13 protein-coding genes and 2 riboswitches are annotated in these 11,907 nt (G+C 70.9%); of the genes, 5 read left to right on the top strand and 8 right to left on the bottom strand.

The window, feature by feature from the left end:
- Positions 1-122: 122 nt before the first annotated feature.
- Both LY41_RS07215 and LY41_RS07210 read right to left on the bottom strand, forming a co-directional pair.
- Positions 123-851 carry a LytR C-terminal domain-containing protein gene (locus LY41_RS07215; protein ID WP_253863095.1) on the bottom strand — a complete coding sequence of 243 codons (729 nt, stop codon included), beginning with the start codon at positions 849-851 and terminating at the stop codon, positions 123-125.
- Positions 848-1,171 carry a DUF3263 domain-containing protein gene (locus tag LY41_RS07210; protein ID WP_253863094.1) on the bottom strand — a complete coding sequence of 108 codons (324 nt, stop codon included), beginning with the start codon at positions 1,169-1,171 and terminating at the stop codon, positions 848-850. The genes LY41_RS07215 and LY41_RS07210 overlap by 4 nt, the downstream gene beginning before the upstream one ends.
- A gap of 171 nt (positions 1,172-1,342) precedes the next feature.
- On the opposite strand from LY41_RS07210, the gene LY41_RS07205 reads away from it, so the two are divergent.
- The 4 genes from LY41_RS07205 to thiD (LY41_RS07190) all read left to right on the top strand — a co-directional run bounded on the left by LY41_RS07205 (position 1,343) and on the right by thiD (LY41_RS07190) (position 5,778).
- Positions 1,343-1,900 (top strand): peptide deformylase, encoded by a 558-nt coding sequence (locus LY41_RS07205; RefSeq protein ID WP_253863093.1) that lies wholly within the window; start codon positions 1,343-1,345, stop codon positions 1,898-1,900.
- Positions 1,901-2,030: 130 nt separating this feature from the next.
- A riboswitch (TPP riboswitch) is annotated at positions 2,031-2,153 on the top strand.
- A gap of 5 nt (positions 2,154-2,158) precedes the next feature.
- Positions 2,159-3,772: a phosphomethylpyrimidine synthase ThiC gene (gene thiC / locus LY41_RS07200; RefSeq protein WP_253864022.1), complete on the top strand. Its 1,614-nt coding sequence runs from the start codon at positions 2,159-2,161 to the stop codon at positions 3,770-3,772.
- A complete protein-coding gene (thiD, locus tag LY41_RS07195) occupies positions 3,769-4,623 on the top strand; it encodes a bifunctional hydroxymethylpyrimidine kinase/phosphomethylpyrimidine kinase (protein WP_253863092.1) in 855 nt (284 codons plus the stop codon). The genes thiC and thiD (LY41_RS07195) overlap by 4 nt, the downstream gene beginning before the upstream one ends.
- Before the next feature lie 315 nt (positions 4,624-4,938).
- Positions 4,939-5,778 carry a bifunctional hydroxymethylpyrimidine kinase/phosphomethylpyrimidine kinase gene (thiD, locus tag LY41_RS07190; RefSeq protein WP_253863091.1) on the top strand — a complete coding sequence of 280 codons (840 nt, stop codon included), beginning with the start codon at positions 4,939-4,941 and terminating at the stop codon, positions 5,776-5,778.
- Positions 5,779-5,851: 73 nt separating this feature from the next.
- Here thiD (LY41_RS07190) and LY41_RS07185 read toward each other — a convergent pair whose 3' ends face one another.
- The 4 genes from LY41_RS07185 to thiO all read right to left on the bottom strand — a co-directional run bounded on the left by LY41_RS07185 (position 5,852) and on the right by thiO (position 8,575).
- Positions 5,852-6,286 (bottom strand): MarR family winged helix-turn-helix transcriptional regulator, encoded by a 435-nt coding sequence (locus LY41_RS07185; protein WP_253863090.1) that lies wholly within the window; start codon positions 6,284-6,286, stop codon positions 5,852-5,854.
- A gap of 108 nt (positions 6,287-6,394) precedes the next feature.
- Positions 6,395-7,174, bottom strand: a complete 780-nt coding sequence (locus tag LY41_RS07180; RefSeq protein WP_253863089.1) for a thiazole synthase — start codon at positions 7,172-7,174, stop codon at positions 6,395-6,397.
- Positions 7,175-7,190: 16 nt separating this feature from the next.
- Positions 7,191-7,391, bottom strand: coding sequence for a sulfur carrier protein ThiS (gene thiS, locus LY41_RS07175; RefSeq protein WP_253863088.1), 201 nt, complete (start codon positions 7,389-7,391; stop codon positions 7,191-7,193).
- A complete protein-coding gene (gene thiO, locus LY41_RS07170; RefSeq protein WP_253864021.1) occupies positions 7,391-8,575 on the bottom strand; it encodes a glycine oxidase ThiO in 1,185 nt (394 codons plus the stop codon). The genes thiS and thiO overlap by 1 nt, the downstream gene beginning before the upstream one ends.
- Before the next feature lie 105 nt (positions 8,576-8,680).
- A riboswitch (TPP riboswitch) is annotated at positions 8,681-8,804 on the bottom strand.
- A 31-nt stretch (positions 8,805-8,835) separates the two neighbouring features.
- On the opposite strand from thiO, the gene thiE reads away from it, so the two are divergent.
- A complete protein-coding gene (gene thiE, locus LY41_RS07165) occupies positions 8,836-9,486 on the top strand; it encodes a thiamine phosphate synthase (RefSeq protein ID WP_253863087.1) in 651 nt (216 codons plus the stop codon).
- Between the two features lie 217 nt (positions 9,487-9,703).
- On the opposite strand, the gene LY41_RS07160 is transcribed toward thiE, so the two are convergent.
- Complete coding sequence (locus LY41_RS07160) at positions 9,704-10,894, bottom strand: hypothetical protein (protein WP_253863086.1); 1,191 nt, start codon at positions 10,892-10,894, stop codon at positions 9,704-9,706.
- Between the two features lie 153 nt (positions 10,895-11,047).
- Positions 11,048-11,803 carry a GntR family transcriptional regulator gene (locus LY41_RS07155; protein ID WP_253863085.1) on the bottom strand — a complete coding sequence of 252 codons (756 nt, stop codon included), beginning with the start codon at positions 11,801-11,803 and terminating at the stop codon, positions 11,048-11,050.
- Positions 11,804-11,907: the final 104 nt, after the last annotated feature.

Genomic DNA, 11,907 nt, shown 5'->3' with positions numbered 1-11,907 from the left:
GCACGGCAGGCCTCGCCGGTTCCGGTGCCGAGTGGTGGACGCCGGTGCCGCGTGGTGGAACGCCGCCGTACCGAGCGGAGTCGTGCCACCGGACGGGTCTCGTGCCGCCCGGTGGGCCGCGGTCACCGGTTGTCGGCGTAGTCCTTCGTCACGATCACGATGACGCCCGGGCTCGAGTCCTGAATGCCCTCGAACCGCTTCGCGACGTTGGTGCCGAGGCTGTCGGCGAGTGCGCGGGCTGCGTGCTCCTCATCGGTGCCGGGACGGAAATACGCGGTGCTCTCGGGGATGACACCGTCGGAGTAGTTGGCCTCTTCCACGACGTTCCAGCCCTGGGCACGCATGTCGTCGGCTGCCGTGCGGGCCAGTCCGCTGATCGTGCTGTTGTTGTACACCCGCACGTCCATGGCCTTGACGTTCACCTTTTGGTTCTCGGCCCCGTCAGCGCCATTGCCGCCCCGGTTGCCGCCGGAGCCGCCTGCGGTTCCGTCCTCGCCCCCGCTGCCGTCACCGCTGCCGTCACTGCCGTCACTGCCGTCACTGCCGTTGCCGTCACTACCGTTGCCGTCGGCGTCGTCGCCCGAACCGTCGCCCGAACCGTTGCCGTCGGCGCCGTCACCCGAGCCGTCCGATCCGTCTCCCGACCCCGGCTGCCCGTCGGGCGAGCCGGACCGGCCGCCGTCTCCGCTACCCGGCGAGTTCGTCTCGGACGTCTCCTGCGCCGCAGGCTCCTGGTCGTCACCGCCGGTCACCAGCGTGACCCCGCCGATCACCGCAGCGATCACCGCGACCGCCAGCAGGCCGATCCCGGCGGCGCGCACAGGCCTGGACAGACCGTCGAAGATGCTCATGGCAGCTCAATCCCCAACCGGCGTGCTGCACGCACCCGCTGCCGGGACGCGCGCGCCTTCCGCAGCCGCTTCACCAGCATCGGGTCGGCGCGCATGGCGTCCTGCTTGTCGATAAGTCGATTCAGAATCTGGTAGTAGCGCGTCGGCGACATCGCGAACAACTCACGGATGCCCTGTTCCTTCGCGCCCGCGTACTTCCACCACTGCCGTTCGAACGCGAGCACTTCCCGCTCCCGCTCCGTGAGCGCCTCACCCGGCTCGGCGCCGCCCGTCGGCGAAGACGATCTACCCGTGCCCTCCGTCGACTCCGCGGCGTCCATGTGACTCCTCGCAACGTTCCCGGCGAATAACACCGATGTGGTTTCCGCAGGTGTCATTACATCACGCAGGGCCACCGTCGGTGGTGTAACCCGGCCCCGGCGCGTCCCGGACCGGCTCGCCCGGCCACCACCCTCGAGGAATGGCTCCGCCATCCTGCTTGAATGGGGCACGTGAGCATTCATCCCATCGTCATCGCCGGTGACCCCGTGCTGCACAACCCCACCCGCGAGGTGACGGAGTACGACGACAAGCTGGCCGCACTCGTCGACGACATGTTCGAGACGATGTACGCGGCCGAAGGGGTCGGGCTGGCGGCCAACCAGATCGGCCTCGACCTTCGGCTGTTCGTGTACGACTGCCCCGACGACGAGGGCGTGCGGCACAAGGGCGTCGTGGTGAATCCGAAGCTCGAGACGTCCGACGTCCCGGAGACGATGCCGGACCCCGACGACGACTGGGAGGGCTGCCTGTCCGTGCCCGGCGAGGCATACCCGACGGGCAGGGCGTCGTGGGCCAAGGTGACCGGCTGTGACCTCGACGGCAACACCATCGAGGTCGAAGGCACCGGCTACTTCGCCCGCTGCCTGCAGCACGAGACCGACCACCTCGACGGCTACATCTACCTCGACCGTCTCATCGGCCGGTATGCACGCGCGGCGAAGAAGATGCTCAAGAAGAACGACTGGACGGTGGCAGGCAACAACTGGCTTCCCACCACGCAGCCCTGACTCCGGAAGTACCGGAATCCCAGGGATTTCCTTCCCCGAACACGACAGGGCGGGCGTTCGCGACGGAATCCGCGGGCGCCCGCCTGTTGCTTGTCACGGCCGATGGTGGCATCGTCCCTGTCGGAATAAGTACATCGAACGCGGGAGCTCGCGCCTTGGCGGGCTGAGAGGGCGACTGGGACCGATCCCGGTGTCGCCGACCGCACGAACCTGACTGGATAATGCCAGCGTAGGGAGTGAACGTCGTTGCCGACGCCCATGTCCGACAACTCTGCCGTGACGACCGGACCGATCCAAGGTTCGGCCAAGGCGTACGCGCCCACCGAGTCCGGCCTGAAGGTGCCGATGCGCCGCATCGCACTGACGAACGACGAGCACTTCGACGTCTACGACACATCGGGGCCGTACACCGACTCCGAAGCAACCATCGATGTCCACAGTGGACTTTACCCGCTGCGGCGGGGATGGTCGTCCGAGGACCGGACGCAGCTCGAGTGGGCCCGCGACGGGGTGATCACCCCGGAAATGGAGTTCATCGCCGTCCGTGAGGGCGTGAGTGGTGAGTTCGTCCGGTCCGAAGTGGCCTCGGGCCGAGCGGTGATTCCGGTCAACCGCAAGCACCCCGAGTCCGAACCGATGATCATCGGCAAGAACTTCCTCGTGAAGGTGAACGCGAACCTGGGCAACTCGGCCGTGACGTCCTCGGTCGAGGAAGAGGTCGAGAAGATGGTGTGGGCGACCCGCTGGGGCGCCGACACGATCATGGACCTGTCGACGGGCAAGCGGATCCACGAGACGCGCGAGTGGATCATGCGCAACTCGCCGGTCCCGGTGGGAACCGTTCCGATCTACCAGGCTCTCGAGAAGGTCGACGGCGAACCCGAGAAGCTGACGTGGGAACTCTACCGGGACACGATCATCGAGCAGTGCGAACAGGGCGTGGACTACATGACCGTCCACGCGGGAGTGCTGCTGCGCTACGTCCCGCTGACGGCCCAGCGCGTGACGGGCATCGTCTCGCGCGGTGGCTCGATCATGGCGGCGTGGTGCCTGGCCCATCACCGTGAGTCGTTCCTGTACACGCGTTTCGCCGAGCTCTGCGAGATCCTGCGGTCCTACGACGTGACGTTCTCCCTCGGCGACGGACTGCGCCCGGGTTCGATCGCCGACGCCAACGACCGCGCCCAGTTCGCGGAACTGGAGACGCTCGGCGAGCTCACCCACATCGCCCGCGACCACGGCGTGCAGGTGATGATCGAAGGACCGGGCCACGTGCCGATGGACAAGATCAAGGAGAACGTCGAGCTCGAGGAGGAGCTCTGCGGCGAGGCGCCGTTCTACACACTCGGTCCACTCACGACGGACATCGCGCCGGCCTACGACCACATCACGTCGGCGATCGGCGCGGCCGACATCGCCCGGCACGGCACCGCGATGCTGTGCTACGTCACGCCGAAGGAGCACCTGGGCCTGCCGAACCGCGACGACGTGAAGGCCGGTGTCATCACGTACAAGATCGCGGCCCACGCCGGGGATCTGGCCAAGGGGCACCCCCGTGCGCAGGAGCGGGACGACGCGCTGTCGAAGGCGCGATTCGAGTTCCGCTGGATCGACCAGTTCAACCTGTCGCTCGACCCGGACACGGCGCGGGCTTACCACGACGAGACGCTTCCGGCCGAACCCGCCAAGACCGCGCACTTCTGCTCGATGTGCGGACCGAAGTTCTGCTCGATGCGGATCACTCAGGACATCCGGGACTACGCCGAGAAGCACGGTCTGTCCTCCGTGGAGGCGATCGAGGAGGGAATGCGGGAGAAGTCCGACGAGTTCACCTCCCACGGTAGCCGGGTCTATCTCCCGGTGGCGGAATGAGCACCGGCGATCGCCCGGACGCGGTCGGCGCGGGAGTGGCCCCGCCGACCGCGCTCACGATCGCCGGTTCCGACTCCGGTGGCGGCGCGGGTATCCAGGCGGACCTGCGGACGTTCTTCGCCTGCGGCGTGCACGGCATGACCGCGGTGACGGCCGTGACCGTGCAGAACTCGCTCGGTGTCGAGGATTTCGCCGAGGTCCCGTCGAACATCGTCACCGCGCAGATCCGGGCCGTGACCGCCGACATGGGCGCCGGTGCCGCCAAGACGGGCATGCTGGCGACGGCCGAGATCATCACGGCCGTCGCCAAGACCCTCGGCGACGTGGGGATCGGCCGGGACACGGCCGTTCCCTTCGTCGTCGACCCGGTGGCCGCCTCGATGCACGGCGATCCGCTGCTGCGGGAGGAAGCGCTCGAGGCGATCCGCACCGAGCTGCTGCCGCGAGCCACGCTCGTGACGCCCAACCTCGACGAGGTCCGCATGCTGACCGGCGTCGAGGTCACCGATGCCGAGAGCAGGCGTGCCGCGGCCGAGGCACTGCTGGCGCTCGGACCGCAGTGGGTGCTGGTCAAAGGCGGGCACGACAGCGGGCCACGTTGCGTGGACCTGCTCTCCGACGGCACGGCGCACCTGGAGTTCGACGGCCCGCGCCGCGACACCCCGCACACGCACGGCGGCGGTGACACCCTCGCCTCGGCCGTCACGGCGTCCCTGGCGAGGGGCGCCGACGTGCCCGCGGCCGTCGAGGAGGGAAAGCGGTTCATCGAACGCTGTGTCGCCGAGGCCTACCCGCTGGGCGGCGGCATCGGGCCGGTCTCACCGTTCTGGCGCCTGGCGGACGAGGCCTGAGCCCCGGGGCCCGTGTTGCGGATTCCGGGGCCCGTGTCGTGCCTTCCGGGGCCCGTGTTGCGGATTCCGGGGTCCGTGTCGTGCCTTCCGGGGCCCGTGTTCGGCTCAGCGGGGAAGACACCGACGCCGTTGACGACAGGCCGTCGGAGGGCAGGCTCCGCTTGTGCACGAGCCCGTGCGTCTCCGCGATTTTCGCGGTGTTCACAGAGTACGAGTCGCAGGCGCCGTCGATGACCCGGAAGGACCGATCGTTCACGCTGTGTTCATGGCGACGCCCACTGGCCTGATCCGGAAGGCGAACGCGACACTGGAGGAATGACCACCCGACCTCCTGCCGCGCTGACGATCGCCGGTTCCGACTCCGGCGGGGCCGCGGGACTGCAGTCCGACCTGCGCACGTTCCTGACCTGCGGAGTGCACGGGCTCGTCGCTGTGACGGCCGTGACGGTGCAGAACACGCTCGGCGTCCACGACCGGGCCGACATCCCGGCACGCGTCGTGTCGGGGCAGATCGCCGCCGTGGCCGGCGACATGGGGGTCGACGCCGCCAAGACAGGCATGCTGGCCTCGGCCGACATCATCCACGCGGTCGCCGACGCCTGCGACGACGCGGGGATCGGCCGCGACGGTCATGTCCCGTTCGTCGTCGACCCGGTGGCAGCGTCGATGACCGGCCACCCGCTGTTCGACGACGGCGGCCTCACGGCGCTGCGGGAACGGCTGCTGCCGCGCGCGACGGTGCTCGCGCCGAACCTCGACGAGGTGCGCCTGCTTACCGGCATGGACGTCACCGGCCGGGCCCGGATGCGCGACGCCGCGCTCGCGCTGCACGAGCTCGGACCCCGGTACGTGCTGGTCAAGAGCGGCCATTTGGTGCAGGACAGCGAATGCGTCGACCTGCTCTACGACGGCTCCGAGTTCGTCGAACTGCCGGGTCCGCGGCTCGACACCCCGCACACGCACGGCGCGGGCGATGCGATGGCGTCCGCGTTGACGGCGGGCCTGGCGCGCGGCATGCCGACGGTCGACGCGGCCCGGTTCGCCAAGGCGTTCGTGAGCAAGGCGGTGGAGCACTCCTACCCGATGGGCGCGAAGATCGGCCCCGTTTCGGCCTTCTGGCGCCTCGCCCCGGAGGAGTCCGGCCCCGAGGCCTGACCCCACACTCTCCGCGATCCGCAACACGTGCGCCCGGGCGCAGGACACGCGGGGCCGGGCGCAGGACACGCGGCTACGTCGGGTCGGACTCCTCGTCCAGGAGGGCTTCCAACGCCGGGAGTGCTGCCTCGAGTGCGGCTCGGCGGTCGTCGGAAAGGCGCGCGATCCGGGTGCACAGCTCACGAACCCGCACCGATTCGACGTCGTGGACCGTGCGCCTGCCCTCGTCGGTGAGCTCGGCGAGCCAGGCGCGGCGATCGACCGGATCGGGTTCGCGGGTCACGTAACCGGTCTCGACGAGCGTCGCCACGATGCGCGACATCGTGGCCGCGGCGACACCCTCCTTCCCCGCGAGGTCGCCGAGGCGGAGCGGGCCGTGGGAGTCGAGCGTCGCCATCGCGGAGATCGCGCCGTGGCCGGGGCCGGGCGCGCCGGCCTGCCGCAGTGCCCGCGACAGCCGTCCGATGGACAGGAACAGCCGATGCGGAATGTCGTTCGGCGTGGACACCTACGCTCCTTCGGTCGCACGGAGTGAGCGTTCACCATACGTTCCCCTCGCCGGTGCCACGAGAACGACGTGCGACGGGTGGCCGCAACCTGTCCCGAGCCGGGCCGTTCACCGCGGCGGGCTCGACGCCTGCGCCCAGAATCGCTGCGGAATCCGGCCCGCCTCACGCGCGAGCCTGCCCGCCGTGACACCGGCACGCATCGCCGAGGCCATCCGCTCGGGGTCCTGCGCGCGCGTGACGGCGGTCGACAGCAGTACGGCGTCACAGCCGAGCTCCATCGCGAGGGTCGCGTCGGACGCCGTGCCGATACCGGCGTCGAGGATCACGGGCACGCCGGCGCGCGCGACGATCAGCTCGATGTTGTGCGGGTTGCGGATGCCGAGGCCGGTGCCGATGGGCGAACCGAGCGGCATCACGGCGGCGCAGCCCGCCTCTTCGAGGCGCAGCGCCGTCACCGGGTCGTCATTGGTGTAGGCGAGAACGGTGAAGCCCTCGTCGGCGAGCTGCTGCGCCGCGTCGACGGTTTCGATCGGGTCCGGCAGCAGCGTGCGGTCGTCGGCGTGGACCTCGAGTTTGATCAGGTCCGTGCCGAGCGCCTCGCGGGCCAGCTGCGCCGTCAGCACCGCCTCGGCCGCGGTACGGCAGCCCGCGGTGTTGGGCAGCAACGCGATACCCAGCCGGCCCAGCAGGTCCAGCACCCCGGAACCGGAACCGAGGTCGGCGCGGCGCATCGCGACGGTCGTCAGCTCGGTACCCGACGCGGTGAGCGCGCGTTCGAGACCGTCGAGGCTGGCCGCTCCGCCCGTGCCGATGATCAGCCTCGACGTGAACTTGTGGTCGCCGATCGCCAGTACGCCGGCCGGCTCGCCTGCGAGATCGCCTGTCATGTCAGCCTCCGTCCCCTCAGCCGCCCTGAACGGCGGTGAGGATCTCCACGTGCGCCCCGTCGCCGACGACGGCGCGGGCCCACTCGGTGCGGCGCACCACGACTCCGTCGACGGCCACGGCGATACCCCGTTCGGGCAGCTCCAGCGCGGCGAGCATGCCGGCGACGGTGCTGTCGTCGGGCAGCTCGCGGGACTCGCCGTTGACCTGGATGCGCATCAGACCCGCTCCTTCACACGGTCGGGATGGGCGGCCGCGACGCCCGGGGGTGGTGCCGCGCCCGCGAGCCACGCGACGACGGCGTCGGCGGTGACGGGTGCCAGCAGCAGGCCGCCGCGGTGGTGCCCGGTCGCGGCGTACACGCCGTCGGCGACCTCGCCCAGCAGCGGCAGGTTGTCGGCGCTGCCCGCCCGCAGGCCCGCGGCGGTCTCGACGACCTCGTACTCGGCGATCGCGGGGAACACGCGCTCGGCGGCGTCGAGCAGCCGCCGCACGCCGCGCGCCGTGACGGCGGTGTCGAACCCCGCCTCGTACTGCGTCGCGCCGACCACCAGGTCGCCGTCGTCGGAGTCGCCCCCGGCACGCGGGACGAGGTAGACGGGTTCACCCTCGACCATCGCGCGGACGGTGCCGGCCGGTGGCGGCAACGTGGTGCGCCGCGAGCGCAGCCGCAGCACCTCGCCTTTCAGCGGCCGGATGTGCGCGCCGGACTCCGGCAGCAACGACCGGCTCCACGCACCCGCGGCCACGACGATCGCGTCGGCCCGATGCGCGCCCCGCGAGGTGTGCACCACGCCCGGCTCGACTCCGACGACCTCCTCGGCGACCTCCACCACGCCACGGGACGCCGCACCGCCGGACACCGCGCCACGGGACACCGCACCGCCGGATACCGCGCCACAGGACGCTGCGGCGGCGCGGAGTGCGGCCAGCAGCCGGCGCGTGTCGACCGCGAGATCGCCGGGCACGACGAGCCCGCCGGTGATCGCGCCTGCCAGCCCGGGTTCGGTCCTGCGCAGCTGCCGCGCGGGCACGTACGTCGCCTCACGGCCCAGGTCGTGCAGGTAGCCGGCGAGGGTGTGCAGGGTTTCGGCGTCGGCACGGTCGAACGCGGCGACGACGGTGCCGGAGGTCGACAGGGCGGGATCGTGCCCGCAGGCCGCCAGCTCGCCTGCGAACGCGGGCCAGCGCCGCAGCGACTCCTCACCGAGCGCCAGCACCTCCTCCTCGCCGGGCCAGGCCTCGGTGACCGGCGCCAGCATGCCACCGGCGACCCGTGAGGCCGCACGCTCCGGCGCAGGGTCGAACACGGTGACGCGGTGTCCCGCGGAGGCGGCCCGCCACGCGACGGCCAGGCCGATGACCCCGCCGCCCACGACGGCGACCTCGGTCGCTGCGCTCATGGTCGCTGTACTCATGGTCGCTGCGCCCATGGCTGCTCCCACGGTCGCGCTGCCCACGGCGGCAGGCTCGTTCGCACCGGCGGTGGAAGCCGGAGCGACAGGCTCGGACATACGATTCACGCTCCCTGCGCCGGCATGATCCGGATCAGGTTCCACGGTCGGAGTCAGCGCCGATGCGGCTCGGCCCGGTACTCCCTCTCAGCCCGGCAGGGCTCCCGTGCGGACACCACCAACCTACCGCGGAGCGCTACCGTGATGCCATGCCCGGCCTCAGCGGTGATCGGATTCGCGCGCGTCTCGCCGACGCGCGGTTGTACCTGTGCACACCGATGCGCCCCGACCTCGCGGAGTTCGCCGACGCGGCACTCGCGGGCGGGGTCGACATCGTTCAGCTGCGTGAGAAGCCCGCGATGGAGGCGGCCGACGAACTCGCTGCCCTGGAGACGCTCGCCGAGGTGTGCTCCCGCCGCGGCGCGCTGCTGGCCGTCAACGACCGTGCCGACATCGCACTGGCCGCGGGCGCGGACGTGCTGCACCTCGGCCAGGACGACCTGCCGGTGCCGCATGCGCGCCGCGTCGTGGGTGAGGACACCGTGATCGGCCGGTCGACCCACTCGCTCGACCAGGCTCGCGCCGCGGCGTCCGAACCGGGCGTCGACTACTTCTGCGTCGGCCCGTGCTGGCCGACGCCGACCAAGCCGGACCGCAGCGCCCCCGGACTCGACCTGGTGCGCGACGTGGCCGGCACGGTCGGTGCGCCGCGCCCCTGGTTCGCGATCGGCGGTATCGACGGCGAGCGCATACCCGAGGTACGGACCGCGGGTGCCGACCGTGCCGTCGTGGTGCGTGCCGTCACCGACGCCGACGACCCGCAGGCCGCCGCCGCGTCCCTCCGCGCCGCGCTGGTCTAACTCGCTGCTGATCCAGCTCGCGCGTGTCCTGCACTCGGCACCGCGTGTTCTGCACTCAGACGTCCGCATCCCGGCGAACCCCCACCGGGGTTGCACCACGGATCGGACGGCACGGCGGATCGGACGGCACAGCGGGTCGGACGGCACGGCGGTCGCGCACCACGGCCCGGCACCACGGCCCGGCACCACGGCCCAGCGCGACGGCCGCGCAGCCCGGTCAGGGGGCGGGAGCGGCGTCTCCCGCTTCGGGCTCGGCGGGCTGCTCGGGCGGAGCCGTCGTCGGCTCGTCGGCCTCCGTCGGCTCCGGCTCGCCGGCCGGCTCCGACGGTTCGACGGACTGCTCCCCGGTCGGCAGTCCCCCGCCCTGCTCCTCCGAGGGCTGCGGCACGTCCTCGCCGGGCGTCGCCCCACCACTGGGGTCCACGGTCTCGGCGGGCGCCCGGCCCTCCGTCGTCGCAGGCGTGTCGCCGTCGCGACCGTCCCCGGCACCGTCGCCGGAATCGGACGGGCCACGGTCTCCGATGATCGCCCCGACCGTGCTGCGCCCCTGACCGTTCAGCGACTCTCCCTTCACCAGCTCGAAACCGGTGAGCACCAGCAGCCCGATGCCGAACACGACGGCGCTCGTCGCCGCCAGCACCAGCCATCGGCGCCGGAGCAGGCCGCGCCCTGTCGCCGGGTCCGACGCCGAGCCCGCCTCGCCGCCCTCGGCGGTACCCGCTCGGTCCGGCACGCCGAGATAGTCGGTCGGCTGATCGGCGTTCGACAGGATCCGGCGCGTCGTCGGATCCGCCGCGGATCCGTGCGGCACCGCACCCGGCACGGCCGTCGGCCGCCGATACACCGCCGTGGGCTGCTGCGTCGCCGTGGACTGCCGGGACTCCGCCGGCACGTCCAGCACGGCGGTCCGGCCCTTCGACCGGCCGCCGCCCTTCGACTCGGTCAGCGCGGCGGCCCGGGCCTTCGCCCGCCTGGCCGCCTCCCGGGATCTGCGTAGCGAACGCAGGTACAACTCACTGCCGACGGTGCTCAGCACGCTGATCGCGCCGGTGCCGATGACCGTCCCGTACACGCCGAAGAACGAGCACAGGAAGGCCGCGGTGGTCGCTGCGACACCACCCGCGATGACCGGTGCGGCCCGCAGCCCGCTCTTTCCCTCCTCACCGCGCGCCTGCGCAGCAGCACTCGTCGACGCTGCACCGTTCGACGCAGTGCCCGTCGTTACAGCACCGTTCGACGCTGCACCGTTCGATGCCGCACCCGTCGCCTCAGCTCCGTTCGCCTCAGCTCCGTTCGCCTCAGCTCCGTTCGCCGCAGCTCCGTTCGCCTCAGCACGGTTCGCCGCAGCCTCGTTCCGGCCCTTCTTCCGCCCTCTGCCGTCCTTGTGGATCTTGTCGTCGTCGATCATGGCCCCTCTGGTCCGCGCTCGCGCCCCTCGCCCTCACCGAATGCATCGCATCCGGAGGTCCCGTCGTTTCGGAAGAACGAGAATTCGCCACGTGATCACGGACACCACGAACAACGTCTACATAGGACAGTAAAGCCCCCGTGAAACCGCCGGCTACGGCCTCGTGAGCGTAGTGACGAACTTGTAACGGTCCCCGCGGTAGATCGAACGCACGAACTCCACCGGCTTGCCGTCGGAGCCGAACGTCTGCCGGTTCAGCAGCAACACCGGAACGCCGACGTCGGCGCCCAGCAGTTCGGCCTCCTCCGGACCGGCGAGCGAGGTTTCGATCGTCTCCTCGGCCCGGTCCATCTCGACGCCGTAGCGCTCGGCGAGCGCCTCGTACAGCGACCCGCCCTCGACCATCGTCCGCCGCAGTCCACGGAACCGGGCCAGCGGCAGATGGGTGGTCTCGAGCGCCATCGGCTCGTCGTCGGCGAGCCGCAGCCTGCGCAGCAGCAGAACCTTGGCCCCGGTCCGGATACCGAGCAGTTTCGGCAGATCACCCTCTGCGAACACCTCGCCGACTTCGAGTAACTGCGACGAGGGTTCCAGTCCCTGCGCCAGCATGTCCTCGGTGTAGGACGAGAGCTGCAACCGCTGCGCCACCTTCGGTTCGGCGGCGAACGTGCCCTTGCCCTGCACCCGGTGCAGCCTGCCCTCCGCGGTCAGGTCCGCCAGCGCCTGCCGGACCGTGGTCCGGGAGACGTGGAACTCCCCGGCGAGTGAACGTTCGGTGGGGATCGGTGCCCCCGGGGGTAGCGAATCCAGCTGATTCAACAAATGCTGCTTGAGAGCCCAGTACTTCGGCTCACGTCCTCCGCGTGCGACGGTTGCGGTACCGCCCTTCGCTCCGGAAACCTCCAACATGGCGACTCCTCCACTCCAGCGCCCCGAAACGCCTCACTCGCCAAACTACCCTTCGCGGCCCATGTTCAACCTGTCTAGTATTGGTCTAGACCTTAATGGGAGCA

It is taken from the genome of Prauserella halophila, assembly GCF_024171895.1.
GTDB classification, from domain to species: domain Bacteria; phylum Actinomycetota; class Actinomycetes; order Mycobacteriales; family Pseudonocardiaceae; genus Prauserella; species Prauserella halophila.
This window is presented reverse-complemented; position numbering and strand designations above follow the sequence as displayed.

Coding starts and splice junctions, on each gene's coding strand:
- LY41_RS07215 (WP_253863095.1), bottom strand. CDS start 851: ATGAGCATCTTCGACGGTCTGTCCAGGCCTGTGCGCGCCGCCGGGATC.
- LY41_RS07210 (WP_253863094.1), bottom strand. CDS start 1,171: ATGGACGCCGCGGAGTCGACGGAGGGCACGGGTAGATCGTCTTCGCCG.
- thiC (WP_253864022.1), top strand. CDS start 2,159: ATGTCCGACAACTCTGCCGTGACGACCGGACCGATCCAAGGTTCGGCC.
- thiD (WP_253863092.1), top strand. CDS start 3,769: ATGAGCACCGGCGATCGCCCGGACGCGGTCGGCGCGGGAGTGGCCCCG.
- thiD (WP_253863091.1), top strand. CDS start 4,939: ATGACCACCCGACCTCCTGCCGCGCTGACGATCGCCGGTTCCGACTCC.
- LY41_RS07180 (WP_253863089.1), bottom strand. CDS start 7,174: ATGACAGGCGATCTCGCAGGCGAGCCGGCCGGCGTACTGGCGATCGGC.
- thiS (WP_253863088.1), bottom strand. CDS start 7,391: ATGCGCATCCAGGTCAACGGCGAGTCCCGCGAGCTGCCCGACGACAGC.
- thiO (WP_253864021.1), bottom strand. CDS start 8,575: ATGAGCGCAGCGACCGAGGTCGCCGTCGTGGGCGGCGGGGTCATCGGC.
- thiE (WP_253863087.1), top strand. CDS start 8,836: ATGCCCGGCCTCAGCGGTGATCGGATTCGCGCGCGTCTCGCCGACGCG.
- LY41_RS07160 (WP_253863086.1), bottom strand. CDS start 10,894: ATGATCGACGACGACAAGATCCACAAGGACGGCAGAGGGCGGAAGAAG.
- LY41_RS07155 (WP_253863085.1), bottom strand. CDS start 11,803: ATGTTGGAGGTTTCCGGAGCGAAGGGCGGTACCGCAACCGTCGCACGC.